At 72.4% G+C, this 26,116-nt stretch carries 26 protein-coding genes and 1 tRNA gene; 10 read left to right on the top strand and 17 right to left on the bottom strand.

Going from position 1 to position 26,116, the window contains the following annotated elements; genetic code table 11:
* Positions 1-17: 17 nt before the first annotated feature.
* A complete protein-coding gene (locus DFH01_RS15110) occupies positions 18-941 on the bottom strand; it encodes a dihydrodipicolinate synthase family protein (protein ID WP_109871271.1) in 924 nt (307 codons plus the stop codon).
* 80 nt (positions 942-1,021) lie between these two features.
* Between DFH01_RS15110 and DFH01_RS15105 the strand changes: the two genes are divergently transcribed.
* A complete protein-coding gene (locus tag DFH01_RS15105; RefSeq protein WP_109871270.1) occupies positions 1,022-3,910 on the top strand; it encodes an FAD-dependent oxidoreductase in 2,889 nt (962 codons plus the stop codon).
* Here DFH01_RS15105 and DFH01_RS15100 read toward each other — a convergent pair.
* The 4 genes from DFH01_RS15100 to DFH01_RS15085 form a co-directional block, all read right to left on the bottom strand.
* Positions 3,892-4,419, bottom strand: a complete 528-nt coding sequence (locus tag DFH01_RS15100; RefSeq protein WP_109871269.1) for a dihydrofolate reductase family protein — start codon at positions 4,417-4,419, stop codon at positions 3,892-3,894. The two genes, DFH01_RS15105 and DFH01_RS15100, sit on opposite strands and share 19 nt — an antisense overlap.
* Positions 4,416-5,396 carry a S1C family serine protease gene (locus DFH01_RS15095; RefSeq protein WP_109871268.1) on the bottom strand — a complete coding sequence of 327 codons (981 nt, stop codon included), beginning with the start codon at positions 5,394-5,396 and terminating at the stop codon, positions 4,416-4,418. Before DFH01_RS15095 ends, DFH01_RS15100 begins: the two co-directional genes overlap by 4 nt.
* A gap of 72 nt (positions 5,397-5,468) precedes the next feature.
* Positions 5,469-6,611 (bottom strand): DUF2336 domain-containing protein, encoded by a 1,143-nt coding sequence (locus DFH01_RS15090; protein WP_109871267.1) that lies wholly within the window; start codon positions 6,609-6,611, stop codon positions 5,469-5,471.
* Positions 6,608-7,804: a GGDEF domain-containing protein gene (locus DFH01_RS15085; protein WP_109871266.1), complete on the bottom strand. Its 1,197-nt coding sequence runs from the start codon at positions 7,802-7,804 to the stop codon at positions 6,608-6,610. Before DFH01_RS15085 ends, DFH01_RS15090 begins: the two co-directional genes overlap by 4 nt.
* Before the next feature lie 124 nt (positions 7,805-7,928).
* Here DFH01_RS15085 and dapD point away from each other — a divergent pair, with 124 nt between their 5' ends.
* The 4 genes from dapD (at position 7,929) to DFH01_RS15065 (ending at position 11,684) form a co-directional block, all read left to right on the top strand.
* Complete coding sequence (gene dapD, locus DFH01_RS15080; RefSeq protein WP_109871265.1) at positions 7,929-8,765, top strand: 2,3,4,5-tetrahydropyridine-2,6-dicarboxylate N-succinyltransferase; 837 nt, start codon at positions 7,929-7,931, stop codon at positions 8,763-8,765.
* A 149-nt stretch (positions 8,766-8,914) separates the two neighbouring features.
* Complete coding sequence (gene dapE / locus DFH01_RS15075) at positions 8,915-10,054, top strand: succinyl-diaminopimelate desuccinylase (RefSeq protein ID WP_109871649.1); 1,140 nt, start codon at positions 8,915-8,917, stop codon at positions 10,052-10,054.
* Positions 10,055-10,074: 20 nt separating this feature from the next.
* A complete protein-coding gene (locus DFH01_RS15070) occupies positions 10,075-10,641 on the top strand; it encodes a YIP1 family protein (protein WP_109871264.1) in 567 nt (188 codons plus the stop codon).
* A gap of 5 nt (positions 10,642-10,646) precedes the next feature.
* Entirely contained in the window at positions 10,647-11,684 is a 1,038-nt protein-coding gene (locus DFH01_RS15065) for an Ldh family oxidoreductase (RefSeq protein WP_109871263.1), read from the top strand.
* Here the strand turns inward: DFH01_RS15065 and DFH01_RS15060 are convergent.
* The 4 genes from DFH01_RS15060 to def all read right to left on the bottom strand — a co-directional run bounded on the left by DFH01_RS15060 (position 11,660) and on the right by def (position 14,425).
* Positions 11,660-12,124 (bottom strand): ASCH domain-containing protein, encoded by a 465-nt coding sequence (locus tag DFH01_RS15060; RefSeq protein ID WP_109871262.1) that lies wholly within the window; start codon positions 12,122-12,124, stop codon positions 11,660-11,662. The two genes, DFH01_RS15065 and DFH01_RS15060, sit on opposite strands and share 25 nt — an antisense overlap.
* On the bottom strand, positions 12,124-12,885 hold the full coding sequence (truA, locus tag DFH01_RS15055; protein ID WP_109871261.1) for a tRNA pseudouridine(38-40) synthase TruA: 762 nt from the start codon (positions 12,883-12,885) through the stop codon (positions 12,124-12,126). Before truA ends, DFH01_RS15060 begins: the two co-directional genes overlap by 1 nt.
* 1 nt (position 12,886) lies before the next feature.
* Positions 12,887-13,792, bottom strand: a complete 906-nt coding sequence (fmt, locus tag DFH01_RS15050; RefSeq protein WP_109871648.1) for a methionyl-tRNA formyltransferase — start codon at positions 13,790-13,792, stop codon at positions 12,887-12,889.
* A 108-nt stretch (positions 13,793-13,900) separates the two neighbouring features.
* Entirely contained in the window at positions 13,901-14,425 is a 525-nt protein-coding gene (gene def, locus DFH01_RS15045; protein ID WP_109871260.1) for a peptide deformylase, read from the bottom strand.
* A 176-nt stretch (positions 14,426-14,601) separates the two neighbouring features.
* Here def and DFH01_RS15040 point away from each other — a divergent pair, with 176 nt between their 5' ends.
* The 3 genes from DFH01_RS15040 to DFH01_RS15030 all read left to right on the top strand — a co-directional run bounded on the left by DFH01_RS15040 (position 14,602) and on the right by DFH01_RS15030 (position 16,417).
* Positions 14,602-15,084 (top strand): Hsp20 family protein, encoded by a 483-nt coding sequence (locus DFH01_RS15040; protein ID WP_109871259.1) that lies wholly within the window; start codon positions 14,602-14,604, stop codon positions 15,082-15,084.
* 61 nt (positions 15,085-15,145) lie between these two features.
* Complete coding sequence (locus DFH01_RS15035; RefSeq protein ID WP_109871258.1) at positions 15,146-15,400, top strand: DUF1150 family protein; 255 nt, start codon at positions 15,146-15,148, stop codon at positions 15,398-15,400.
* A 144-nt stretch (positions 15,401-15,544) separates the two neighbouring features.
* Positions 15,545-16,417, top strand: coding sequence for a Bug family tripartite tricarboxylate transporter substrate binding protein (locus DFH01_RS15030; RefSeq protein ID WP_158287770.1), 873 nt, complete (start codon positions 15,545-15,547; stop codon positions 16,415-16,417).
* Between the two features lie 51 nt (positions 16,418-16,468).
* Here DFH01_RS15030 and hpf read toward each other — a convergent pair whose 3' ends face one another.
* The 8 genes from hpf to DFH01_RS14990 all read right to left on the bottom strand — a co-directional run bounded on the left by hpf (position 16,469) and on the right by DFH01_RS14990 (position 23,409).
* Positions 16,469-17,074: a ribosome hibernation-promoting factor, HPF/YfiA family gene (hpf, locus tag DFH01_RS15025; RefSeq protein WP_109871256.1), complete on the bottom strand. Its 606-nt coding sequence runs from the start codon at positions 17,072-17,074 to the stop codon at positions 16,469-16,471.
* A 44-nt stretch (positions 17,075-17,118) separates the two neighbouring features.
* Positions 17,119-18,606, bottom strand: a complete 1,488-nt coding sequence (gene rpoN, locus DFH01_RS15020) for an RNA polymerase factor sigma-54 (RefSeq protein WP_109871255.1) — start codon at positions 18,604-18,606, stop codon at positions 17,119-17,121.
* A 51-nt stretch (positions 18,607-18,657) separates the two neighbouring features.
* Positions 18,658-19,440: an LPS export ABC transporter ATP-binding protein gene (gene lptB, locus DFH01_RS15015; RefSeq protein ID WP_109871254.1), complete on the bottom strand. Its 783-nt coding sequence runs from the start codon at positions 19,438-19,440 to the stop codon at positions 18,658-18,660.
* Positions 19,437-20,432, bottom strand: a complete 996-nt coding sequence (locus tag DFH01_RS15010) for an LptA/OstA family protein (RefSeq protein WP_109871253.1) — start codon at positions 20,430-20,432, stop codon at positions 19,437-19,439. Before DFH01_RS15010 ends, lptB begins: the two co-directional genes overlap by 4 nt.
* Positions 20,429-20,995, bottom strand: coding sequence for an LPS export ABC transporter periplasmic protein LptC (lptC, locus tag DFH01_RS15005; protein ID WP_233256124.1), 567 nt, complete (start codon positions 20,993-20,995; stop codon positions 20,429-20,431). The genes DFH01_RS15010 and lptC overlap by 4 nt, the downstream gene beginning before the upstream one ends.
* Before the next feature lie 268 nt (positions 20,996-21,263).
* Positions 21,264-21,917 (bottom strand): ribonuclease D, encoded by a 654-nt coding sequence (locus DFH01_RS15000; RefSeq protein WP_109871252.1) that lies wholly within the window; start codon positions 21,915-21,917, stop codon positions 21,264-21,266.
* A 38-nt stretch (positions 21,918-21,955) separates the two neighbouring features.
* Positions 21,956-22,042, bottom strand: a tRNA-Leu gene (locus DFH01_RS14995).
* Between the two features lie 137 nt (positions 22,043-22,179).
* Positions 22,180-23,409: an SAM-dependent methyltransferase gene (locus DFH01_RS14990; protein ID WP_109871251.1), complete on the bottom strand. Its 1,230-nt coding sequence runs from the start codon at positions 23,407-23,409 to the stop codon at positions 22,180-22,182.
* Positions 23,410-23,534: 125 nt separating this feature from the next.
* Between DFH01_RS14990 and DFH01_RS14985 the strand changes: the two genes are divergently transcribed.
* On the top strand, positions 23,535-24,485 hold the full coding sequence (locus DFH01_RS14985; RefSeq protein ID WP_109871250.1) for a complex I NDUFA9 subunit family protein: 951 nt from the start codon (positions 23,535-23,537) through the stop codon (positions 24,483-24,485).
* Between the two features lie 186 nt (positions 24,486-24,671).
* Positions 24,672-26,111: an NAD(P)-dependent oxidoreductase gene (locus tag DFH01_RS14980; RefSeq protein ID WP_109871249.1), complete on the top strand. Its 1,440-nt coding sequence runs from the start codon at positions 24,672-24,674 to the stop codon at positions 26,109-26,111.
* Positions 26,112-26,116 lie beyond the last annotated feature (5 nt).

Raw genomic sequence — 26,116 nt, 5'->3', positions numbered from 1 at the left:
TGTCCCTTGCGGGGTTCCTAGGCCGCCTGCCTGGCGCCTTCGGCCAGCAGGCCCATGGTCTGCAGAACCGCGGCAAGCCGCGGCATGTCCGCACCCGGCAGTGGCAGGCGCGGCGGACGCGGATTGCCCATGTCCATGCCCATCAGCCGGAACCCGGCCTTGGTGCCCGAGACGTAGCGCGGCCCGCCCACCCAGGGCAGCAGCGGCGCAAGGCGCCGATACAGCGCCAGCGCCCTGTCCATGTCCTTGTCGAACGCCGCCGCGTGGAACATCTCCGTCGAGAGCTTCGGCGCGAGGTTGGAGCACACCGCCACCCAGCCGATCGCGCCGAGCCATGCGCTTTCGTAGCCCAGCACGCCGGCGAAGACCTCCATCCTGTCGCCGCAGAGCGCCACGATGTCGCGCACGCGGGTGACTTCCAGCGTGCTCTCCTTCACGTAGCGGCAGTTCGGGATGCGGCTGATCTCGGCCAGCATTTCCGGCGTCATGTCCACATTGGCCGTCGCCGGGTTGTTGTAGACCATGATCGGGATGCCGATGGCCTTCGCCACCGTGTCGTAGTGGTGGATCAGCTCGGCCAGCGTCGGCACCGAATAGAAGGGCGGGATGATCATCACGCCGTCGGCGCCGAGCGCCTCGGCTTCCCTGCTGGTGCGCACCACCTCCCGCGTGTCCTCGGCGCCGGTGCCGACCAGCACGGGCACGCGGCCCGCGGCGGTGCGCACCACCGTCTCGACGATGGCCGTGCGTTCCTCAGGCGAGACCGAGAGGAACTCGCCGGTCGAGCCGAGCGGGATCAGGCCGCGTATGCCCTCGCGGATCTGGAACTCCACGAGGCGCTCCAGCGCCTTGATGTCCACCGCCGCGCCGCCTTCGGTGAAGGGCGTGATGAGCACGGTGTAGCAGCCGCGGAAAGGCTCACGTGATGCCCTTGGGGCCATGGTCCGGGGCTCCCTGTCGTGCCGGGACGTGTCGTGCGAACATCCGACCGCCATTCGACCGGTACGACAACCCCCCTGCGATGCGATTGATCCATCCGCACATCACGCCGTCTGCCGAAGCGGTGGGCATCACCTTCGACTGTCGCCCGCTTTCCGCGCTGCCCGGCGAAACCGTGGCAGCCGCGCTGTCCGCTGCCGGAATCCTTGCCTACCGCCACACCGCGAGCGGCGCGCCACGCGGATTGTGGTGCGGCATGGGTGCCTGCTTCGACTGCCTTGTCACCATCGACGGCCGCGCCAACCAGCGCGCCTGCCTCGCGAAGGTTGCGCCGGGGATGGTGGTGGAGAGCGCTCCGCCCGCAGCGCCCGCGCCGCTCGCGCCGGAACCGGCATCGCAGGCCGCCGAGATTGCGCCCGACGTGCTCGTGGTCGGCGCGGGACCGGCCGGTCTATCCGCCGCCATCGCCGCGGCCGAGGCGGGATGTTCCGTTGTGCTGCTCGACGAGCGCGACGCAGCGGGCGGGCAGTATCTGAAGCCGCTCGCGGCAAGCCACGCGCATGCCGCACCGGATCGCCAGTTCCGCCAGGCCGCGGCGCTGCGCGCGCGTGCCGAGGCGGCGGGCGTCGTCTTCCAGCACGGGGCGACGGTGTGGGGCGCCTTCGCGCCGGATGAGCTCGGCGTGCTGGTCGGCGGCCGGAACATGGTGGCGCGGCCGCGCCGCCTCGTGCTCGCGCCCGGCGCGCATGAGCGGCCCGTGCCGATCCCTGGCTGGACGCTGCCCGGCGTGATGACGACGGGCGCCTTGCAGACCCTCGCGCGCGCCAACCGCGTCTCGCCGGGGCGCCGCGTGGTGGTGGCGGGCAACGGCCCGCTGAACCTGCAGCTCGCCTGCGAATTGGTGGAAGGCGGCGTCGAGGTCGCGGCCGTGCTGGAGGCCGCGCCGAAGCCCGGCTTCCGCGCCTGGCGCGAGGCCGTCACGCTGGCCGCGCGTGCGCCGGACCTCGCCTGGGATGGCGTGCGCTATCTCGCCGTTTTGCGCCGCGCCGGCGTGAAGGTGATCTGGGGCGCGATGCCGGAGCGGGTCGAGCCGGCCACGGACGGGCTGACGCTGCATGCCGAAGCGCCGGGCGGCCCGCGCGCGGTCACGGCGCAGGCCGTCGCGCTCAATCTCGGCTTCCAGCCGGAGACGGGGCTGGCGCGTGCGCTCGGCTGCGCGCATCGCTTCACCGACAGCGGGCTCGGCCGATTGGAAACGATCACCGGGCCGGATGGCCGAACCAGCCTCGCGCAGGTGCTCGCCATCGGCGACGGGGCGCAGATCGGCGGCGCCCGCATCGCGCTGGCGCGCGGTCGCCTCGCGGGGCTCGCCGCGGCACGCGATCTCGGCCGCGCGGTGCCGGACGACGCCGCGAGCCGCACGGCGCTCGCGCGCGCCGAGGCGTTCCAGGCGGCGCTCTGGCGCCTGTTCGAGGTGCCGGGCTTCGACGCGTCGCGTCTTGCCGACGACACCGTCGTCTGCCGCTGCGAGGAAGTGAGCGCGGGCGCGCTGCGCGCGGCGATGGCGCAGGGCGCGTGTTCGCTCGGGTCGCTCAAGAAGGCGACGCGCGCCGGCATGGGCCGATGCCAGGGGCGGATGTGCGCCGCGACGGTCGCGCGCATCGCGGGCGCCGGGACCGAGCCCGACTGGGCCGCGCCGCGCGCGCCGGTGAAGCCCATCCCCGCGCTGGCGCTGGCGATGGAAAAGCCGGAATGGACCGAGGCGCCATCCTTCGAAGCCGTCTCCCTCCCCCGCGATGCGGGGGAGGGTCGGGGTGGGGGCCGCGCACGCTCCGAGACCGCCTGCGACCTCCTCGTCATCGGTGCTGGCGTGCTCGGCCTCGCCATCGCCCGCGCCGCGGCGCGCGAGGGCCTGCATGTCGTCGCGCTCGATCGCGGCGAGCCGGGGCAGGGCGCTTCCACCGCGAATGCCGGCAGCCTGCATGTGCAGCTGCATGCCTACGACAGCGCCGGCGCGGCGGAAGGGCCGGAAAGCGCCGCGGCGCAGATCCTCACCTTGGGGCCACGCTCCGTCGCGCTGTGGCGCGACATCGCGCGCGAGTCGGGCGAGGCGCTGGCGATCCGCACCGAGGGCGGGCTGATGCTGGCGGAAACCGAGGCGCAGCTTCGCGCGCTCGCCGACAAGGTCGCGATGGAGCGCGATTTCGGCGTGATCTCCTCGCTGCTCGGCGCCAACGAGCTCTACGCCGCCGCGCCCTGGCTCGCACCCGGCTTCGCGGGTGCGGCCTTCTGCGCGGAGGAAGGCCAGATGGACCCGCTGCGCGGCCTCTCCGCGCTGCTGCGCCTGGCGCGCGAGGCGGGCGCCGAGATCCGTGGCGCGACGCCCGTCACCGCGCTCTCGCGCGAGGGCAGCGTCTTCCGCGCGGAAACCCCGGAGGGCGTGATCCGCGCCGCGCGCGTGGTGAACGCCGCCGGCCCCTGGGCCGGGCAGATCGCCGCGCGACTCGGCGCGCCGATCCCGGTGCGCGCCACGGTGCAGCAGGTGATCGCGACCGAGGCAGCGGGGGCGGAACTGCTGCGCCCGCTGGTGCTCCACGGGTCGCGCCATCTCAGCCTCAAGCAGGGTGATGCCGGACATCTGATCCTCGGCGGCGCCTGGCCGGGCGAGCTCGACGCGGCGGGCCGCCCGCGCAACCTGCGCGCCAGCATCGAGGGCAATCTCTGGGTGGCGCGCAGCGTGCTGCCGGCGATCGAAGGGCTGCATGTGATCCGCGCCTGGACCGGGCTGAACGTGCTGATCCCCGGCCCGATCCTCGGCGCCGATCAGCGCGTGCCGGGCCTGTTCCACGCCGTCACCTTCAACGGATGGACACTCGCGCCGGTGATCGCGGAGCTGATCGCGGAGGCGCTGCGCGGAGGGAAGGGACCGCCGGCGGTCTTCTCGCCTTCGGCCTACGAAAGCCGGTCGTAGATCACGTGCAGCGCGCCGCCGCTGCGCGGCGTGCAGCTTCGCAGTGCGAAGCGCGCCTCCGGCGTGCCCTCGGGAAACAGCGCGATGCCCTCGCCGAGCACGATGGGCAGCACCGCCATCTCCAGCACGTCGAGCCGTCCCGCCGCGAGCATCTGCCGCAGCAGGTCGCCGCCGCCTTCCACCCAGACGCGGCGATGGCCGCGCGCCTCGAGCGCTGCCGCGATAGTCGTCACCGCGCCGGCAAGTGGTTCCACGCCCGGCGGCCTGTCGGGCAGGTCGCGATGCGTCACCACGAAGACCGGCTTTTCCGGATACGGCCATGCGCCCATCCGCCGCACGGCCTCGTAGGTGCCGCGGCCCATCAGGATGGCGTCGACCTCGGCATAGAAGGCCGCGAAGCCGAACTCCTCCGGCGGTCCGGCCATCTCCAGCCAATCCACCGCGCCATCCGCCCGGGCGATCCTGCCGTCCAGCGAGACGGCGATGTGGCAGTGGAACAGCGTCTTCAATGCAGCCGCGGCGCCTTCAGGAAGCTCGCGCGGTCTGCGCTCGCGACCGCGAGGTCGATGCGGCGCCCGTCGCGCTCGGCCGAGAGCGTCACCTTCACGCCCGCATTCCCGCAGGACCACAGGCTGCGCCACAGCCCGGCGAGATCCGTCGCCTCATGCCCCTCGATCGAGAGGATCCTGTCGCCCGCGCGCAGCCCCGCACGCTCCGCCGGCCCCTTGCTGGCGACCGAGGCCACCACCACGCCTTCCTCCTGGTCGGCGGCATAGACGCCGAGCCACGGCCGCGCCGGCTTGTTCACGCGGCCATAGCTCAGCAGGTCGTCCAGGATCGGATGCAGCAGGGCGACGGGGACGCACATGTTGAGGTCCATCCGCCGGCCGCGCTTGTCGCGATGCTGCAGCACCAGCGACCCGATGCCGAGCAGCTTGCCGTCCGGCCCGATCAGCGCCGCGCCGCCCCAGGAGGGATGCGCCGGTGCCGTGAACAGCGCCTCCTCCAGCAGGTATTCCCAGTAGCCGGCAAAGGGCTCCTTTGCGACGATGGAGCAGGCGATCGCGCCCGCCTCGTCCTCGCCGGCCGCGGCGGCGAGCACGGTCTGCACCCCGGCCTCCGGCGTCTGCGCGGGGCCGAGCGGCATCGCCGGCGCCTCCAGCCGGCCGAGCGCCTGCACCAGGCCGAAGCCGGTCTCGAAGTCATAGGCCAGCGCATGGCCCGGCACGACGCGGCCGGCGGCGGTGGTGATCCAGATGCTCTCGGACTCGCTCACCAGGTAGCCGATGGTCAGCACCAGCCCGTCCTCGCGGATCACCACGCCGCTGCCCTCGCGCTCGGTCCCGAGCGTGCGGGCCGAGAAGGCATCGGCAGGCACGCGCGACTTCAGGGCCACCACCGAACCCAGCGCCGTCCCGAGGTCATAGGCATAGTCGGCCGGATCGGGCCGCAGCTCCTCCGGGATCGTCCAGTCCTCGTCCGCCATTGCGTATCCTGCTTCCGGGCCCGCAGCCTAGCCAAGACCGGCCCGCAGGCGAAGCGGGGGCGGGTTCATTGGCTATGCCGGCAGTTCCTCCAGCAACTCGATCTGCCATTGGAGCTCGGCCGGGGAGAGGGTCCAGCTGCCCTCCACGTTCGCCCGGAGCACGCGCGGGCGCGGCACGCCGAGCGCCGACTGCACCTCCTCCGCGAGTTCCGCGGTCCAGCCCGCGCGCCAGCACAACGCCGCGATGGCGCGTGGGCTGCGCAACGCCAGCGCGGCCTCGACGCGCCCCTCGCCGAAGCCGGTCGCAGCGGCGAGAAGCGCCGAGAGCGCCGCCCGGTCGCCGCTGCGCGCCGCCTCCCGCGCGGCGCCCTGGCTGGCCGCGGACTCGGCCAGGTGGGCCTCTATTCGCGGCCGCAACGTCTCGGCGAGCCCTTCGGGCAGGTCGGGGCGGCTTGCCAGGGCCTGCAGCAGATGGGCGGCCAGGATTTCCCCCAGCGCCCGCGCCGCCCTGGCCGGCAGACGCGGCCGGCGCACCAGCGCCGCCTGCCACGAATCCTGCCCGGCCGAGCCGGCCGCCAAGCGGTCCAGCGTGGCTTCCCGGATCGCGGCCGAGGGGTTCGCCAGCAGCGCCGCAATCGCCGGCGCATCGGTGGTGCCCGCCAGCGCTTCCGTCACCGGCTCCGTCAGGCGCGGTCGGGCGGCGACCAGGCGGCGGGTGAAGGCCGCCGGCGGGGCCGAGACCAGCGCCAGCAGGTCCTCTTCCGTCAGCAGGGGCGAGAGCCGCAGGACGGGCTCGGCCACCGGCAGGGCGGTGTCGCGCGCCAGGCGCAGGATCAGGTCGCGCGGCGCGTCGGGCAGGCCGGCGACGGCATCGGACAGCGCGGCGCGCACCGCGACCGCGGCGTCCTCCACCAGTCGCCCGAGGATGGCGCCGGTCATGCGCGCGAGCCGGTCCTGCGCTGCGGCGGTCAGCCCCGGCGCGAGCCGGCCGATGCGGCGCGCCAGAGCCTCCCGCACTTCCGTCTCGGCATCCTCGGCCAGCAGCAGCCCGGCCTGGGGCGGCGTCGCGGCATTGGCCGCGACGGCGGCGCGCACCTCGGGCGCGGGATCGGCGGCCAGGAAGGTGAGCAGCTCGGGCGAGGTGCGGTCATCCGCCGCAAGGGCGGTGCGTGCGGCGACGCTGCCCTGTCGCTCGCGCAGCGCGGCGTGGCTCATGCGGCGCGCCTTTCGCGCTTGCGGTGATACATCGCGGCATCGGCCCGCGCGATCAGCGCCTCCGCGCTGTCGCCGGGTGCCACTTCGGCGACGCCGATGCTGGCCGCCACCGCCGCAGTGCCGGCTTCCGGGAAGCCGGGCAGCGGCCCCGGCGCGCCGAGCGACGCACACCGTTCCAGCGCATCCCCAGGCGTCGCACCGGGCAGCCAGAGGGCGAACTCGTCGCCGCCCAGCCGCGCGGCAAGCTCGCCCGCTCCGGCCATCGCCGACAGCCGTCCGGCGAGCGCGCGGATCGCGGCGTCCCCCGCGGCATGGCCGTGCCGATCGTTCACCCGCTTCAGCCCGTCCATGTCGAGATAGGCGATCACGCCGGCCGGCTGGCGCGCCCTGCCATGCTCCAGCGCCTCGGCAAAGCCGCGGCGGTTCAGCAGTCCGGTGAGCGGATCGGTCCGCGCCGCGGCGGCCAGTTCCGCCTGGCGTGCGGCCTCCGCCTGCAGCCCGGCCAGGGCGGGGGCCAGCGCCGCCAGAAGCTCCCTCTCTTCCGCATCCGGGGGCGTCGCGCGCCAGACGCGAAGTGCCAGCCCCTGGCCGAGGGCGAGGCTGTCGGAGGCGCCGCTTGCAGTGCCGGCCTGCGCCAGCGGCGCCGCGCCCTCCGGCGCCGCCGGCAGCAGCGCGGCGGCGCGGAAGCCGAGCGCCTGGCAAAGCCCTTCCAGCAGCGTCGCGAGCGCCGGACCGGCCGCGCCCTCCGTGGCGCGGCCGCGCCCAGCGAGGCCGAGCAGCCTTGCGATCGCGGTCGCGCGGCGCAGCATGCGCGCCGTGGCGAGCCCGTCGCGTTCCTCCGTCGTGACGTCACGGGCGACGCCGCGCAGCCCGCCCGTATCGAGCGCGAGCGCCGTCACCTCCAGGCAGGCCGCCTCGCCCACCGCGGTGCGGAACCACGCGCGCAGGCCGCGCGGCGGGGCCGCGGGATCGAATGGATCGGGGCCGTCCTCCGCATCCAGCAGGCGGCGCATGGAATGGCCGAGCAGCGCCTCGGCGGCGTGGCCGAGCACCTCCTCCGGGGCGAGGAAGGTCAGGCGGCCCTCGGCGTCGGTCTCGAACAGCAGGTCGGCCGCCAGCAGCGCGAGGTCACGCCAGCGCGCGCGGCTCTCCAGCAGCGCGGCGGCGAGGGGATCGGCGGGTCCGGCGGTCATGGCGCCCACAATGCGGCACGGCGCTGAACCGCTGGTTGACGCTGCCGCGGGTCACCGCGTTGACAGCGCATCGCCCCTCTTCCAAACCTCGCGGCCTGCCCATCAGCCCAGGACCACGATCACCATGGACAAGACCGCCCTGCAGGCGCGCATTGAGGCGCTCTGGGCCCGCCGCGACACGCTCAACGCGCAGACCACCGGCCCAGACCGTGCCTGCGTGGAGGAAGCGCTGGCGCTGCTCGATTCCGGCGGCGCCCGGGTGGCCGAGCCCGACGGCAAGGGTGGCTGGAAGGTGAACCAGTGGCTGAAGCAGGCCGTGCTGATCAGCTTCCGCCTCTCCGACAGCACGGTGATGGACACCGCCGCCGGCGCCTACGACAAGGTGCCGCTGAAGTTCGAGGGCTGGGGCGAGAACCGCTTCAAGGCCGCCGGCTTCCGCGCGGTGCCCGGCGCCGTGGTGCGCCGCTCCGCCTACATCGCGCCGAACGTGATCCTGATGCCGAGCTTCGTGAACCTCGGCGCCTATGTCGATTCCGGCACCATGGTGGACACCTGGGCGACAGTCGGCTCCTGCGCGCAGATCGGCCGCAACGTGCATCTCTCGGGCGGCGTCGGCATCGGCGGCGTGCTGGAGCCGCTGCAGGCGAACCCGGTGGTGATCGAGGACGACTGCTTCATCGGCGCCCGGTCCGAGGTGGTGGAAGGCGTGATCGTCGAGCGCGGTGCGGTGCTCTCGATGGGCGTCTACATCGGCGCCTCCACCAAGATCGTGGACCGCGCGACCGGCGAGGTGATCTACGGCCGCGTGCCGGCCTATTCGGTGGTGGTGCCGGGCGCGCTGCCGGGCAAGCCTCTGCCGGACGGCTCGCCGGGGCCGAGCCTCTACTGCGCGGTAATCGTGAAGAGGGTGGATGAGCAGACGCGGTCGAAGACGAGCATCAACGAGCTGCTGAGGGATTAGCGCGTGAGAACCCCCACCCCGACCCTCCCCCGCTTCGCGGGAGAGGGAGCAGGGCATGCTGACACTCCCTCTCCCGCTTGCGGGGGAGGGTGGCGGCGCGGAGCGCTGCCGGGTGGGGGGTCGCGTGCCGCGCGATGCGGCCACGCGCCATGACCGCCGACCCCGTTCCCGTCGCCCAGGCGCTGATCCGCTGCCGCTCCGTCACGCCCGCCGATGACGGCGCGCTGGACGTTGTGCAGCGCTTCCTCGAGCCGCTGGGCTTCGCCTGCACGCGCCTCGTCTACGGCCCCGACGACTACCGCGTGGACAACCTCTTCGCGCGCCGCGGCACCGAGGGGCCGCATTTCTGCTACGCCGGCCACACCGATGTCGTGCCGCCCGGCGACGTCGCCGCCTGGCGCGACGACCCGTTCTCGGCGACCATCCGCGATGGCGTGCTCTACGGCCGCGGCGCCTGCGACATGAAGGGCGGCATCGCCGCCTTCCTTGCCGGCCTGGCCGACTTCCTCGCCGCGAACCCCGCGCACAAGGGCTCGGTCTCGCTGCTGATCACGGGCGACGAGGAGGCCCGGTCGGTGGACGGGACGGCCAAGGTCCTCGAATGGATGCAGGCCAATGGCCAGATCCCGGACATGGCCCTCGTCGGCGAGCCGACCAGCCGCCACGCGCTCGGCGACACGATCAAGATCGGCCGTCGCGGCAGCCTGAACGCCTGGGTCACGGTGGACGGCATCCAGGGCCACAGCGCCTATCCGGCCGGCGCCGACAACCCGATCCATCGCATGGTCGCGGCACTCGGGCCGCTGCTGTCGGCGCCGCTCGACAACGGCAGCGCGCATTTCCCGCCCTCGACCCTGCAGGTCACGGGCTTCGACGTGGGCAACCGGACGAGCAACGTCATCCCGGCCACGGCCCAGGCGATGCTCAACATCCGCTTCAACGACCACCACACCAGCGCGCATCTCACCGAACGCCTGCACGCCGCCTTCAAAGCCAGCGGCGCCCGCTACACGATGCGCACCGAATGCTCCGGCGAGAGTTTTCTGACCGAGCCGGGCCCCTTCGTGGACGGCCTGTCGCGCGCCATCGCGCGCGCCACCGGCGTGACGCCGAAGCTCGACACGGGCGGCGGCACCTCCGATGCGCGCTTCATCGCGCGCTACTGCCCGGTGGCGGAGTTCGGGGCGGTGGGCGAAACGCCGCACCAGGTGGATGAGCGCGCGCCGGTGGAGGAACTCCGTCGGCTGGCCGGCGCCTATCGGGCGATCCTCGAGGAGTTCCTGACCTGAGCGGAACGCAGCAGCCGCCGATGCGCGAGGTGATCGTCTCGGGCCTCGCCGGCGCCTTCCTGCTCGGCCGAGGCCGCAGCGAGGGCTTCGCCCTGATGGAGGACACGCCGGAGGGCGCTTGGCGCTCCTTCGTCGCGGCGCTGCTCTGCCTGCCGGCCTTCCTCGCGATCCGGGTCTTCGCCTGGGCCGGGATCGGCGCGCCGGAAGGCGGGCTGCTGCGGGGGCTGCTGGCCGAGCTGATCGGCTACAGCATCGCCTGGACGGCCTTCGCGCTGCTCTCGCTCGGCATCGCGCGCGCCTGGGGACGCAACGGCGAGTGGCCGCGCTTCATCTCGGCCTGGAACTGGACCAACATCGTCCAGTATCTCGTGCTGCTGGCGCTGATGCTGCCGGGTGCGCTGGGGCTGCCGGATGCGCTCTCGCAGGTGCTGACCCTGGTCGGGCTCGCCTACGCGGTGTGGCTGGAGTGGTTCGTGGCGCGGCGCGCGCTGGGCGTGGAAGGCGGCCGGGCGGCGATCATCGTGGCGCTCGACCTCGTGCTCGGCCTGTTCCTGGGCGGGTTGATCCGCACGCTCTCCGAAGGATGACGGGCATGGCCTTTGCCGCCGATGCGCTGCTGCGCTTCGCGACCGAATGCTGCCGCGTCGCGGGCTTGCCCGCCGACAAGGCGCGCGACGTCGCGGAGGTGCTGGTCGAGGGCGACCTGATGGGCCACGACACCCACGGCCTCGCGCTGCTCACGCCCTATCTGGACAGCCTTGCCGCCGGGGAGATGCGGGCGGAGGGCGAGCCCGAGACGATCTCGGCCACGCCGGTTGTGCGGAGCTGGGACGGTCGCAAGCTGCCCGGGCCCTGGCTGGTGCGCCGCGCGATCGCCGCGGCGGACGAGGCGGCGGAGGGATTCGGCATCGGTGCCGTCGCGATCGCGCGCAGCGGCCATATCGGCTGCCTCGCCGCCTATGCGCCGCCGGTGGTGGAGCGCGGGCGGATGCTGGTGCTGACCTGCTCCGATCCCTCCACCGCGTCCGTCGCGCCCTGGGGCGGCACGCGGCGGGTGATCACGCCCAACCCGCTCGCCGCCGCCTGGCCGACGCCCGAGGGGCCGGTGATCCTCGACGTCTCCATGTCCATCACGACCAATGGCATGACCGGCCGCCGCCGCGCCGAGGGCACGCGCTTCCCGGGCCAGTGGCTGCTTGATGCGGCTGGCAACGCGACCGACGACCCCAACGCCTTCTTCACCGACCCGGCTGGCACGCTGCTGCCGCTGGGTGGGATGGAGGCCGGGCACAAGGGCTGGGCCCTCGGCCTGCTCGTTGAGGCGCTGACCAGCGGGCTCGCTGGCCATGGCCGCGTGGAAGGCCGCACCGACTGGGGCGCGAGCGTTCTGGTGCTGGTGCTTGACCCGGCGAAATTCGGCGGGGCGGAGGCCTTCATGGCGGAAGGCGGCTGGATGGCGCAGGCGGTACGCAACAACCCGCCGCGCCCTGGCATGACGCCGCGCATGCCGGGCGATGCGGCGATGGCGCGGCGCGCGAAGGCGCTGGCGGAGGGTGTGGCGCTGCATCCCTCCGTGCCGCCGGCACTGGCGAAGCTGGCGGCGCGCTACGGGGTGGCGCCGCCGGGCTGAAGCCGGCGCGCAACGTTGATCCACTCCCAGAGGATCGCGTCGTGTTCCGAGAAGCGCCAGCCCTCGTGGTCGGCCTTGTCGCGGTACCAGGCGCCGATCTCGCGCCGCCACCACGCCAGAGTCCGCTCACCCTCTCCGTAGGCACGCGCCATCGCCTCCGTGACGTCACGGAACCGCACGGTCTCGACGCCGGTCGTCTCGACGATGCCGACCGGTCTTTCGCGCCCGTCGAGAAGTACAGAAAGTGCGCCGGCGAATGGGATGCGGCCATCTGGATAGTCGGAGAAGGGCGACGAGGTCGCGGTCTTTGTGCCGTCGAGAATCAGCGCGGCGCCGTAATCCGCGAGGTCGGGCGTGCCGCCGATGCGCATCGAGAGGAAGAACCGCCCGGATTCCCCGGGGAAGGCGGCTTCGAGGATGTCGTGGCGGTGATCCTGCATCACACCCACTCCGGCTCGGGATCGTAGCGGGCGGCGACGAAGACGAGCCCCTCGGCCGGCGCGGTCTGGCCGGCCTTGGTCCTGTCCCGCCCGTCCAGCAGCTGCCGCGGCCAGTCCACGCCGCGCTTGCCGGCGCCGACCTCCACCAGCGTGCCCACCAGGTTGCGGACCTGATGGTGCAGGAAGCTGCGCGCCTCCGCGACGATGACCACCTCCTCGCCGAGGCGGCTGACCTCGAGCCGGTCCAGCGTGCGCAGCGGCGACTTCGCCTGGCAGGCGGCGGCACGGAAGGCGGAGAAGTCGTGCCTTCCCAGCAGACGCTGCGCCGACGCGTGCATCGCCTCGGCATCCAGGCGCCGCTTCACGTGCCAGAGCCGTCCGGCTTCCAGCGCCGGGCGCGCGCTGCGGTTCATGACGCGGTAGCGATAGGCGCGGCCGGTGCAGGCGAAGCGGGCCGACCAGTCATTGGCGACGCGCGCGGCGGCAAGCGCGACGACGGGATGCGGCGCGGTGCGGGCGTTGATCGCCTCCCGCACGCGCTCGGGCGGCAGCTCGGCGGCGAGCATCAGGTCCACCACCATCGCCTCGGCATGCACGCCGGCGTCGGTGCGGCCGGCGGCCGTGGCGAGCGGTGGCTCGCCGCGGTTCAGCGGCGCCGCCGCCTCCTCGATCACCTGCTGCAGCGAGAGCCCATCCGCCTGGCGCTGCCAGCCGACGAAGCCGGTGCCGCAGAATTCCAGCCTGAGGGCGTAGCGGGGCATCTCAGCCCAGCAATTCGCCGGGCCTCAGCGCGTAGCCGCGCAGGAAGGCCTCGGCGTCCATTGCGGCGCGTCCCGCGCGCTGGAGCCGCAGCAGGCGCAGCGCGCCCTCGCCGCAGGCGACGGTCGGCGCGGCATCCAGCACCGTTCCCGGTGCGCCAGCGCCCTCGGCGGGCTCCGCGGCCAGCACGCGGATGGTCTCGTCGCCATGCGCGAAGAAGCAGCCGGGCCAGGGGTTCAGCGCCCGCACCCGCCGGTCCAGCGCCGCCGCGGGCTGCGTCCAGTCGAGGCGGCCGTCCTCCTTCGCGATCTTCGGCGCATAGGTGACGCCCTGCTCCGGCTGCGGCGTTGCGGCCGGGTCTTCGGCCAGCGCACGCAGGATGAGCGTCGCGCCGAGTGAGGCCAGCGCATCGTGGATCTCGGGCGTCGTGGCGCGGGGCCCGATCGGCACCGCGGCGCGCAACAGCATCGGGCCGGTGTCGAGGCCTTCTTCCATCCGCATGATGGTGATGCCCGTCTCGGCATCGCCGGCGAGGATCGCCGCCTGGATCGGCCCCGCCCCACGCCAGCGCGGCAGCAGCGAGGCATGGATGTTGAGGCAACCGCGCCGCGGCGCATCGAGCATCGCCTTGGGCAGGATCAGCCCATAGGCGGCGACCACCGCGGCATCGAGATCGAGCGCCGCGAAGGCCGCGTGTTCCGCCGTGTCTCGCTTCACCCGCGCCGGGGTGCGGACCGGCAGCCCGAGTTCCAGCGCCGCGCGATGGACGGGGCAGGGGGTCTCCTTCTGGCCACGACCGGCGGGGCGTGCCGGCTGCGCATAGACGCAGGCGATCTCATGCCCCGCCCCGTGCAGAGCGCGCAGCGCCGGCACCGCGAAGTCCGGGCTGCCCATGAAAGCGAGGCGCATCAGGCGGCCGCCGCAGGCGGCCGAGGCCGCGAACCCGGCCCGCCGCTCGTGCGGTGCAGCCAAGGCCGCGGACGCGGCCGCCCGGCGTCTGAGGGCATTGGAAGATCCCTACTCCCTGGCTTTGGACTTCAGTTCCTTGGCCAGCTTGCGCAGCAGCATGTTCCGCTTCAGCGCGGAGATGTGGTCGACGAACAGCACGCCATCGAGGTGGTCGATCTCGTGCTGCAGGCAGGCGGCCATCAGGCCCTCCGCCTCCATCTCCTGCCGCGCGCCGGTCAGGTCCGTCCAGCGCGCCTTCACCCGGGCGGGACGCGTGACATCGGCGAACTGGCCGGGGAGGGACAGGCAGCCTTCCTCCCGCGTTGCCAGCTCCTTGCTCTCGGCCACGATCTCCGGATTGATCAGCACGATCGGCTGCGGCGTCTCCTCGGGCCGGAGGTCGATGACCACGAGGCGCAGCATCTCGCCCACCTGCGGGCCGGCAAGCCCGATGCCGGGCGCCTTGTACATCGTGGCCAGCATGCGCTCCGCCAGGGCGGGCACGCGCGGATCGCCCGGCTCGACCGGCTTCGCCTTGGCGCGCAGCCGCGGGTCGGGGACGTAGAGGATGGGGAGGAGCTCGGCTTCGGTCATCGCTGGGGTCCGCAGGACGCCAGACCTAGCCCCCCGCCACCCCCCTTGCAACGGCATGAGACAGGGCCAAAATCCTGCATCGCAGGGCGCTTCGGGTCCTGCATTTCGGATGCCTTGCCCAGCACATCCAGGCCGGCCAACGCCGGCGGGGATGGGGGAGGCCAGGGGAACCCAGGATGTCGCGTCCCTCGCTGTTCGGTTCGCCGCTTTTCCTCGGCTTCGACCATCTCGAGCAGATGCTCGACCGGGTGCAGAAGAACGCCGACGGCTACCCGCCCTACAACATCGAGCAGACCGGCGACACGCGGCTGCGCATCACGCTCGCCGTCGCGGGCTTCTCGATGGACGACCTGCAGATCACGCAGGAAGACAACCAGTTGGTGATCCGCGGCCGCCAGAAGGAGGACACGGAAGGCCGCGTCTTCCTCCATCGCGGCATCGCCGCCCGCCAGTTCCAGCGCGCCTTCGTGCTGGCCGAGGGCATCGAGGTGGAAGGGGCCTGGCTGGACAACGGCCTGCTGCATGTGGACCTGCGTCGCCCCCTGCCGGAGGCGCGGGTCAAGACGATCCAGATCGCCACCCGCGGAAACGGCGCGCAGCGCCCCGTCGTGGGGGGCCTGGCCGAGCCGATGACGGACGGCCGCGTCAAGGAGGGGTGACCGACGACACCCTCGCAACACGGGCACGGGCCTCTCGGGGACGTGCCGGAAGGAGTGCACCATGAACGAGCATGACGGCGGCGCCGAGACGGGCCGCATCCAGATCAGCGCCGCGGCGCTGCGCAACCTTTCCGTGCAGGATTTCGCCCGCCTCGGGCTCGAGGAACTGGCCTATGTGCGGCCGGTCGTCCTGAACGGTGCCCGCGCCTTCTCGATCCACGCGGCCGACGGCACGCCGATCGGCGCCGCGCCGAGCAGCCAGCTCGCGGCCGCTGCGATCCTGCAACACGAGATGGAGCCCGTCGCGGTTCATTGACCCCACGCCGCGCGCACTCCTAGGCTTGCCGGCAACGGCAGGAGGGAGGAACGCGCCATGCGGGTTGGAAGACGCATTCTGCTTGCGGGCGCGGCGTCGCTGGCCGCCCGGCGGGCCTTCGCACAGGCACCGGCGCTCCGGATCGTGGCGCCGTTTCCGCCGGGCGGGTCGGTGGACCTGGTCGCGCGGATCGTGCAGCCGAAGGTGGCGGAACTGCTGGGCGGCGCCGTGGTGGTGGAGAACCGCGGCGGCGCAGGCGGCATGCTCGGATCCGAGCAGGTGGCGCGCAGCGCGCCCGATGGCAGCACGGTGGTCTGGGGCAACATCGCCACCCATGCGCTGAACGCCGCGGTCTACACCCGCATGCCGTACGATCCGGTCGCCGACTTCGCGCCAGTGACGCTGGCGGCGCAAGTGGAGTTCATGCTGGCCGTGCACCCCTCGGTGCCGGCGCGCACGGTCGCCGAGCTGGTGGCGCTGGCCAAGGCGGAGCCGGGCAAGCTGAACTACGGCACGGCCGGCGCGGGCAGCCTGCCGCATCTGCTGACGGAGATGCTGAAGCGCGCCGGTGGCGGGCTGCAGATCGAGCACGTGCCCTATCGCGGCGGCGGGCCGATGCTGGTGGATCTGCAGGCCGGCCACATTTCCATGACCATCGCCGATGTCGCGAACATCCTGCCGCTGCTGCAGGCGGGGCGGCTGCGCGGCATCGCGGTGGCGGGCGCGGAGCGCAGCGCCGTGCTGCCGGACCTGCCGACCATCGCGGAGACGCTGCCCGGCGTGGTGGGCACCGCCTGGCACGGCATCTTCGCACCCGCGCGGACGCCAGCCGATACGGTGAAGCGGCTCAACGCGGCCTTCGTGGGCGCCGTCCGAGACGCGGATGTCCAACAGCGGATGCGCGCGGCGGGCACGGTGCCGGTCGGCTCCACGCCGGAGGAACTGGCCGACTTCCAGCGCGCCGAGATCACGAAATGGACGGAGATCGCGCGCGCGGTGGGCGCGAAGGTCGAATAGGGGCAGGGCGCCCGAAAGCCTCCCCCGCGGCAGCGGGGGAGGCGAAGGGCGTCAGCCGGCCTTCGCGTCGATCCAGCCGACATGGCCGTCGGCGCGGCGGAACACCACGTTCATCGCGCGCGAGGCGCGGTTGCGGAACATCAGCGCCGGCGCCTGCAGCAGGTCGAGCCGCATCACCGCCTCGCTGACGGTCAGTTCCTCGATGCTGGTGACGGATTCCGCGATCACCGCGGGATGATCCTGGCCGTTCGCCACCACGGTTTCGGCCGCATCCTCCATGTCTTCCTCAGGCTGGCGCAGCACCATCTGCCGCGCCGGCTCGCCTAGCGGACGGTCGCGCTCCGCGGCCATGCTGCGCGCATGGTCGTTCACCCGGCGCCTGTAGCGACGCAGCCGCTTCGCAACATGTTCGGCCGCCTCCTCGAAGGCGCGGTGCGCGTCGGGGCCCTCGCCCTCGCCGCGCATGAACAGGTCGCGCCCGGCCTTGAGGTTGATGTCGCAGACGAAGGCGTGGCCCTTGCCGTTGCGGCGGAAGGTCACGTTGGCTTCCAACGCGTGGTCGAAATACTTTCGCGCGATGGTGCCTAGGCCTTCGCGGACATGGGTCTGCAGCGCTTCGCCGGTTTCGACCTGCTTGCCCGCGACAGTGATGTGCATGTGGGGTGAACTCCGCTCCAGAGGTCGGAGAGGGCCACCCACGGTCAGGCCGGGACGGCCTTCTCCCGCTTGCGCTGCACCGATGAGGGAATACGCAGCGCCTCCCGGTATTTGGCCACCGTTCGCCGCGCGATGTCCACACCTTCCTTCCGCAACCTTTCGACGATGGCGTCGTCCGAGAGGATGTCGTCCGGGTGCTCCTGCGCGATCATCTCCCGGATGCGGAAACGGATCGCTTCCGCGGAATGGGCCTCGTTGCCGGACGTGCCGGCGATGGCGGTGGTGAAGAAATACTTGAGCTCGAAGGTCCCGCGCGGCGTCGCGATGTGCTTGTTCGCGGTCACCCTGCTGACGGTGCTCTCATGCATGGAGACGGCTTCCGCCACGTCGCGCAGGATCAGCGGGCGCAGATGCGCCACGCCATGGCGGAAGAAGCCGTCCTGCCGGCGCACGATCTCGGCCGCCACCTTCAGGATGGTGTTGGCCCGCTGTTCGAGCGACTTGACCAGCCAGGTCGCGCTCTGCAGCCGGTCCGCCAGGAAGGCCTTGTCGTCCTTGGACTTCGCGCCGACCACCGCGCGCGCGTGGAAACCGCGGTTCACCAGCACCCGCGGCAGCGTCTCCGGGTTCAGCTCCACGCTCCACTCGCCGTTCTCGAGGCGGCGCATCAGCACGTCCGGCACCACCATGGGCGGCGGCGCGGCGTCCCAGTTGGCGCCGGGCTTGGGATCCAGCCGCTTGAGCTCGGTGATCATGTCGGCGAGGTCTTCCGAATCCACCCCGCAGACCTTCATCAGCCCGCGCAGGTCGCGCCGCGCGAGCATGTCCAGGTTGTCGAGCAGCGCCTCCATGCAGGGATCGAGCCGGTTCAGCTCCGCCAGCTGCACGGCGAGGCATTCGCGCAGGCTCTGCGCGAACATGCCCACCGGATCGAGCCGCTGCAGCCGCCGGCGGACGCCGGCCACCAGCGCCTCCTCGCACCCCATGGCCGTGGCGATCGCGGCATCGGTCACCGGCAGCCGGCCCGCGGCATCCACCATCGCCAGCATCTGCGCCGCGATCAGCCGCTCCTGCGCCGCGTGGAAGGTCAGGCGGATCTGCTCGCCCAGATGCTCGCGCAGCGTCAGCCGGGCATCGGCGACCTCCTCGATGCCGGAGAGGTCGTCCTCGAAGTCGCCGCGGCCGCCGCGCCCGATCCCGGTGCCGAGCCCGGCCGCGCCGTCGGGGTCGTAGACGTTGTCCCATTCGGCATCGAGCGGCGCGGCACCCTCGGCGGGCAGCGCGTCGGAGGTCGCGGCGGCGTGCGCATCCGCGGGCTCGGGGGCGGCGGGTTCCGGTGCGCGCTCATCCGCCGTGGTGCGCGGCTCGGGGCGCTCGTCGCGCTCGAGCAGCGGGTTGCGTTCCAGCTCCTCCTCGACGAAGGCGGAAACCTCGACGTTGGAGGACTGCAGAAGCTTGATGGCCTGCCGCAACTGCGGCGTCATCACCAGCGACTGCGACTGCCGCAGGTCGAGGCGTGGACCTAGCGCCATGGCGACCCGTGCGGCTGCTGCCTGCGGTTCCCCCCACCCATCGCCGCGCCCCTAGAGGGAAAACCTTTCCCCAAGGTAGACGCGGCGCACGCCCTCATGCTCGACGATGTCGCGCGGGCTGCCCTCCATCAGCACCTGGCCTTCGTGGAGGATGTAGGCGCGGTCGATGATCTCCAGAGTCTCGCGCACATTGTGGTCGGTGATCAGCACGCCGATGCCGCGGTCCTTCAGGTGCTTCACCAGGTCGCGGATCTCGCCGACGGCGATCGGGTCGATGCCGGCCAGCGGCTCGTCCAGCAGGATGTAGGCGGGCTGCGTGGCCAGCGCGCGCGCGATCTCGCAGCGCCGCCGCTCGCCGCCCGAGAGCGCGAGGGCAGGGGCGCGGCGCAGATGCGCGATGCCGAACTCGGCCAGCAGCGCGTCCAGCATCTGCTCTCGGCGGTCGCGGATCGGCTCGATCACCTCGAGCGCGGCGCGGATGTTGTCCTCCACGCTGAGGCCGCGGAAGATCGAGGCCTCCTGCGGCAGGTAGCCGAGGCCGAGCCGCGCGCGGCGATACATCGGCAGGAAGGTCACGTCGTGACCGTCCATCATCACCTGGCCTTCGTCGGGCTGCACGAGGCCGGTCATCATGTAGAAGGTCGTGGTCTTGCCGGCGCCGTTCGGGCCGAGCAGCCCCACCGCCTCGCCGCGCTTCAGGTTCACCGAGACGCCGCGCACCACCGGGCGCTTCTTGTAGCGCTTGCCGAGCCCGATCGCGACGAGGCCGGCATTCTGCGCGGCCAGGCGGATGGCGGGTCCGCCCTCGGCGCGCGGGCTGTCCGGCGGGCTCATGGCGCGGCCCCCGGGCGCGGCTGGCGTGGCTGCCGGGCGGCGCCCTGCGGCATGCCGGCCGGCGGCAGCTGCGCCTCGCCGGGCTGGCCCTGCTGCGGCACGATCAGGCCCTGGACGCGCTGGCCGGGCGCGGAGACGAGGCGCGCGATGCCGCTGCGCAGGTTCACGATGGCTTCCTGCCCGTTCAGCTGGTTGTCGCCGCGCGTGATGCGGACGCCGCCGAGCAGGCGCGCCATGCCGGTCTGCGGCGAATAGACCCCGCGCTCGCCGCGCACCACTTCGTCCGGCGTGCGGATCTCGACCTGCCCGAAGGCCTCGACGCGGTCGATGCGGCTACCCTCGCCGCCGCCGGGAAGGCCCGGGATGCCGGGGCGGCCCGGCTGCGCCGCAGGCTGGGCGGCGGGCTGCGCCGTAGGCGCTCCGGCCGCCGGGTTCTCCATGAAATGGGCGACGAGCGTGTCGGCGGTGATGCGGCGGTCGTCGGTGGTGGTGACCACCGCCCCGCCGCGCGCGACCGCCATGCGCCGCTGCGGCCAGTATTCCAGGCTTTCGCGCGCCGTGATCCGCTGGTCCGGCGTCTCCAGCGCGAGGCCCTGGCCGGAGAGCACCATCACCGCCTGGTCCATGTCGTAGACCGCGCGGCTGCCGGTGGCCTTCTCGCTGGCGGAGGTGATCCGGACATTCCCCTCGGCCTCGAGGCGCCAGATCTCGCTGCCGGAGACGGGGCTTGCGGCGGACTGGCCCTCCCGCTGCGCGGCCGCGCCGCTGCGCGGCCGATAGCGCGCGATCAGCCGGTCGGCGTCGATGATCACGCCGTCCCGCGCGGCGCGCGCATTGCCCTGCGCGATGACCGCCTGCTCCTGCTGGCGCCACTCGATCCCGTCCTCGGAGGTGATCTCGACCGGCCCGCCCTGGGTCAGGTCGAGCGTCTGCGCCGCCGCCGGGCCTGCGGCGAGCAGGGCGGCGAGCACCAGCGCGCCGGCCGCCCTCATGGCGTGCCCTCCAGCACGGCGCGGGCCTTGCCGGTGAAGACCACCACCTGGCCGCGGTCGCGCAGCCGGAAGCCCTCGGCGGTCAGCGTGCCGAAGGGGCCCTGCGCGGCGACCGGCGAATCGCCGGCGGCATTGCCGCCGGTGACGTCGATGGCGGCGCGGTCGGTGACGAACTGCGTGCCGTCGTCGTGGTGGATCGTCACCCGGCCGGCGAGGTCGAGATGGTTGCGTGGCCGGTCGTAGCGGCCCTCGCGCGCCTCCATGTAGAGCCAGCCGCCATCGGTCAGCAGCAGGTCGGCGCGCGGCGCGCGCAACTGCACCACCTCCTCGCTGCCGGCCTGCACGGCGGTGTCGGCAGTGACCGTGTAGGGGCGGTTCTGCTCGTCCAGGCCCTGGAAACGCGGCTGCACCACGCTCAGCGCATCCGGCCGGACCTCCGTGACGCGCTTGAAGGCCACGCGTCCGCGATCGGCGGCGCTTTCGATCTCCGGCCAGAGGGCGATGGCGGCGAGGAGGGCCACCGCGGCGAGCGGGAGCACGCGCTTGGCCACCGCGACCGCCACGCGGCGCCGCATGAGCTGGCCGGCTGTCGGCGGGGCCCTGCGACGGGACGGCGGCGGCAGCCGGCTGGCGGGCGGGCGCGCCGCGGCCGCCGGCGAGGGGCCGCGCGCAGGGATCAGGGGAGGGGACTTCACCAGCCTTGTATGGGCCTCGGCATGGCGGGGGTCAACGCAACAAAGCGATCGGACAAGAAATGTGCCAGTATGCGACAATCAGTTCTTCACAAACGCTTGAGGTTAGCGCTTCGCACTTGACGGATGAGTCCACCCATCAGTGGGCGAAGAGGTCGGGGTCCTCGTAACCGAGCAGGTCGAGCCGGCCGCGGGTTGGCAGAAAGGCGTAACAGGCCTCAGCGAGGTCGAGTCGCCCCTCGCGCTGCAGCAGCGCCTTCAGCTTCGCCCAGAGCGCATGCAGGTGCAGCACGTCCGAGGCGGCATAGGCCAGCTGTTCGGGTGTGAGGTCCGGCGCGCCCCAGTCGCTCGATTGCTGCTGCTTGGAGATCTCGACCCCCAGCAGGTCCTTCAGCAGATCCTTCAGCCCGTGCCGGTCGGTGTAGGTCCGCACCAGCTTGGAGGCGATCTTGGTGCAGACCACCGGCGCGACGGTGACGTCCAGCGCGTGGTGCAGCATCGCCACGTCGAACCTGGCGAAGTGGAAGATCTTCAGCACCGCCGGATCGGCCAGCAGGCGCTTCAGGTTCGGGCAGTCCGAGCCCCGGCCGCCGAGGGCAGGCGGGATGATCTGCACGCAATGCGCCGTGCCGTCGCCGGCCGAGAGCTGGACGAGGCAGAGCCGGTCGCGCCGCGGGTCGAGGCCCATCGTCTCGGTGTCGATGGCGACGGAGGCGCCGAAATCGAGCCCGTCGGGCAGGTCGTGCTTGTGGAGGCGGATCATGGCGCCTTGGGTGAACAGGGTCTCGCCCATGGGTCGCGACCACCTCTCGAAAACCCGCTTGGCGCGGGTGGTGCCCAGGAAAGGACTCGAACCTTCACGGCCTCGCGGCCACAGGTACCTGAAACCTGCGCGTCTACCAATTCCGCCACCTGGGCAGGTGCGCGATGCGGCGCTGTGTAGGGGGGGCGCCGCGGAGGCGTCAAGCGGGGGGGGCCTGCGATCGTCGCAGGGCGGAGGCGCCCGCGGCGCCGAGCACCGGAGACGTGAATCGCAGGCCTGTCCCTTTGGCCCCTTATGTCGCGCCGATCGCGTTCAGCCGCCGCTCTTCGTCCACGATGTAGTCGCGGATCACCGGCACGTCGTCGCGACGTTCGGAAATCAGGATCTGGAAGACGAAGTTGGAGCCGTGCAGGAAGCCCAGCTCCACGCTGGCCAGGTAGAAATCCCACATCCGGCAGAAGCGCTCGCCCATCTTGGCCACCGCCTGCTCCCGCACGGCGTCGAAGGCCTCCCGCCAGTGCTTGATGGTCCAGTAGTAGTGCAGGCGGAGCATCTCGCAGTCGGCGCACCAGGTGCCGGTGCGCTCGAGCGAGGCGAAGACCTCCGACATCGCCGGCACGTAGCCGCCGGGGAAGATGTACTTTCGGATGAAGGGCGCCGTGGTGCCGGGCGGCGACTGGCGGCCGATGCAGTGGACGAGGGCGAATCCGCCCGGCTTGGTCAGCGCCTTGATCTTCCGGAAATACGTGTCGAACTCGTCGATGCCGATCGCCTCCATCATGGCAATGGAGACGACGCGGTCATAGGTGCCTTCCAGCAGGCGGTAGTCGAGCTCGCGGAACTCCACGAGATCCGTCACGCCCTCATCCACCGCGCGCTGCTTCGCGATGGCGCATTGCTCGGGCGAGAGGGTGACCGAGACCACCTTCACCCCGTAGTTCCGCGCCAGGAAGGTGCCGAGCGCGCCCCAGCCGGAGCCGATCTCGGCCACCGTCATCCCCGGCTCCAGCCTGAGCTTCGCCGCGATGTGGCGCAGCTTGGCCAGCTGCGCCTCGTGCAGCGTGGCGTCCGGCGTCGGGTAGTAGGCGCAGGAATAGGTCATCGTGGGATCGAGCCAGGTCCGGTAGAACTCCGGCGGGATGTCGTAGTGGTGGCGGATGTTCTTCGCCGCCAGGCCGAGTGGGTTGCGCTGGTGCCAGCGGCGCGCCGCGCGCCAGGCCTTGCGCAGCGCCTGCTGCACCGGGTGCGCCGCGAGGCCGGAGCGGTTCACCGAGAACAGGTAGAGAAGGTCGAAGACCCGCTGCCCGCCCTCCATCACCAGGCGACCGTCCATATAGGCCTCGGCGGCCTTGAGTTCGGGATTGAAGAAGATCTCGTGCTCGACCTTCTTGTCGGTCAGGCGGATGGCGACGTTCGGCCCGTCCGCCCCGCTGCCGAAGCGATGCGCCACGCCGGCGTGGTCGGTGACGGTCAGGCTGCCGCGCTGGACGAAGCGGTTCAGCAGGCTGGAGAGGAGTCGCATGGGCCCGTTCCGAGATGCGGGCCCTGTATGGCCGCATGCGGCGGGCGCGGCCACCCCGAAGGGCCCGCTTGGCGTGTCCAGTATGGGCTCATATGGTCCGGCCCGCGAAGGTTGGGGAGTTGACCATGCGGGGTGCGCTCGAGCGCAAGGTGGCGACGGTGTTCGGCGGCTCCGGCTTCATCGGCCGCTACGTCGTCCAGCGCCTCGCCCAGCAGGACTACGTCGTCCGGGTGGCGGTGCGGGACCCGGCCGGGGCGCGATTCCTGCAGACCCAGGGGCGCGTCGGCCAGATCGTGCCGCTGGCCGCGCCGGTCACCGATGCGGCGGGGGTCGCCCGCGCCGTGGAGGGCGCCCAGGTGGTGGTGAACCTGGTCGGCATCCTGTTCGAGCGCCGGCCGGGCGATTTCCGGCGCATCCAGGGCGAGGCGCCGGGCGCCGTGGCGCGGGCCGCCGCGGCCGCGGGCGTGGAGTCCTTCGTGCATCTTTCGGCGATCGGCGCCGATGCCGCCTCGCCGAGCCTCTATGCGCAAACCAAGGCCGAGGGCGAGGAGGGGGTGCGCGCGGGCTTCCCGGCGGCGACCATCCTGCGCCCCTCCGTGGTCTTCGGGCCGGAGGACGGGTTCTTCAACCGCTTCGCGGGGATGGCCTGGCTGCCGGTGATGCCGGTGGTGAGCGGCGGCACGCGCTTCCAGCCGGTCTATGTGGGCGACGTGGCCGATGCGGTGGGCGCCGCCCTCGCCCGGCCGGAGGCGCGCGGCAAGACCTATGAACTCGGCGGCCCGCGCGTCATGACGATGCGGGAGGTGCTGCGCTTCATCCTGGAGGTGACGCGGCGCCGCCGCCCGATGGTGGACATGCCGCCCGGTCTGATGCGCTTCCAGGCCGGGCTTCTGCAGCGGCTGCCGACGCCGCCGCTGACCCAGGACCAGCTTCTGCTGCTGGAGCGGGACAACGTCGTGGCGCCCGACATGCCCGGGCTCGCGGAACTCGGCATCGCGCCGACCTCGGTGGAGAGCGTGGTGCCGGGCTATCTGAAGCGGTTCCGGCCGGGCGGCGGTCGCCGCGAGGTGGCGTGAAGGTCCGGATCGGACCTTATACAACGCGCTGAGAGTGCGCTTCCGACGCTGAACAGGTCCGGTTCGGCCGAATGCGACAGAAAAACTGTCCTTATCGGCCAGATCGGACTCGCAACCCCGCGAGGCTTGCTGTAGAGGCCGCCGCCGATGGGCGCGCTGAAAGCGCCCAGGGAGGGTCTCGCCGTCATGGCCGAACGGATGCTGCAATTCGTGCGCCTGGATCAGCGCCAGCCCGAGAAGCGGGCGGCGGAGACGCGCCGCGCCGATTTCGGCGAGATCTACAAGGAGTTCGAGCCGCAGGCCGCCACCGCCCAGGCCAGCCGCTGCAGCCAGTGCGGCGTGCCCTTCTGCCAGGTGCATTGCCCGCTCAACAACAACATCCCCGACTGGCTGAAGCTGACCGCCGAAGGCCGCCTCGAGGAAGCCTACGAGGTCGCCTCCGCCACCAACACCTTCCCCGAGATCTGCGGCCGCATCTGCCCCCAGGACCGCCTCTGCGAGGGCAACTGCGTCATCGAGAAGGGATTCGGCAGCGTCACCATCGGGTCGGTGGAGAAATACATCACCGACACCGCCTGGGAGCGCGGCTGGGTGAAGCCGCCGAAGCCGCGCCGCGAGCTGGCGCAGAGTGTCGGCATCGTCGGCGCCGGCCCGGCCGGCCTTGCCGCGGCGGAGCGGCTACGGGTGCGTGGCTACCAGGTGCATGTCTATGACCGCTACGACCGCGTCGGCGGGCTGATGATCTACGGCATCCCCAACTTTAAGCTCGAGAAGGATGTCGTGCTGCGCCGCTGGAAGCAGTACGAGGAAGGCGGCATCCACTTCCACCTGAACACCGCGGTCGGGCAGGACGTCTCGCTGGCGGAGCTGCGCGCGCGGCACGACTCCGTGCTGATCGGCACCGGCGTCTACAAGGCGCGCGAGATGTCGGCGCCGGGCATCGGCCTCGACGGCATCGTGCCGGCGCTGGACTACCTCACCGCCGCCAACCGCGTCGGGCTCGGGGAGGCCGTGCCGGCCTTCGCCTCCGGCGCGCTGGACGCCACGGGCAAGCATGTGGTGGTGATCGGCGGCGGCGACACGGCGATGGATTGCGTGCGCACCGCGGTGCGCCAGGGCGCGACCTCCGTCACCTGCCTCTACCGCCGCGACAAGGCGAACATGCCCGGCTCCATGCGCGAGGTGTACAACGCCGAGGAAGAGGGCGTGCGCTTCGAATGGCTCGGCGCGCCGGAAGCCTTCCGCGGGGAGGGCCATGTCAAAGGCGTCATCGCACACCGGATGCATCTCGGCCTGCCCGACGCCACCGGCCGCCAGCAGGTCACGCCCATGCCGGACAGCCGCTTCGAGCTGCCGGCGGACCTCGTCATCATGGCGCTCGGCTTCGACCCGGAGGACCTGCCGACGGCCTTCGGCGAGAAGGACCTGCCGGTCACGCGCTGGGGCACGCTGAAGGTGGACCACCGCACGATGATGACGGCGCTTCCCGGCGTCTTCGCCGCGGGCGACATCGTGCGCGGCGCCTCCCTCGTCGTCTGGGCCATCCGGGACGGCCGCGACGCGGCCGAGCAGATGGACCTCTACATGCAGCAGAAGGCGAGCCCCCTCGCCGTGGCCGCGGAGTGAGCGCG

The sequence above is a fragment of the Falsiroseomonas bella genome, from assembly GCF_003173615.1.
Taxonomy (GTDB): domain Bacteria; phylum Pseudomonadota; class Alphaproteobacteria; order Acetobacterales; family Acetobacteraceae; genus Falsiroseomonas; species Falsiroseomonas bella.
Note: the sequence above shows the minus strand (reverse complement) of the source record. Positions and strands in the feature narration are given on the sequence as shown.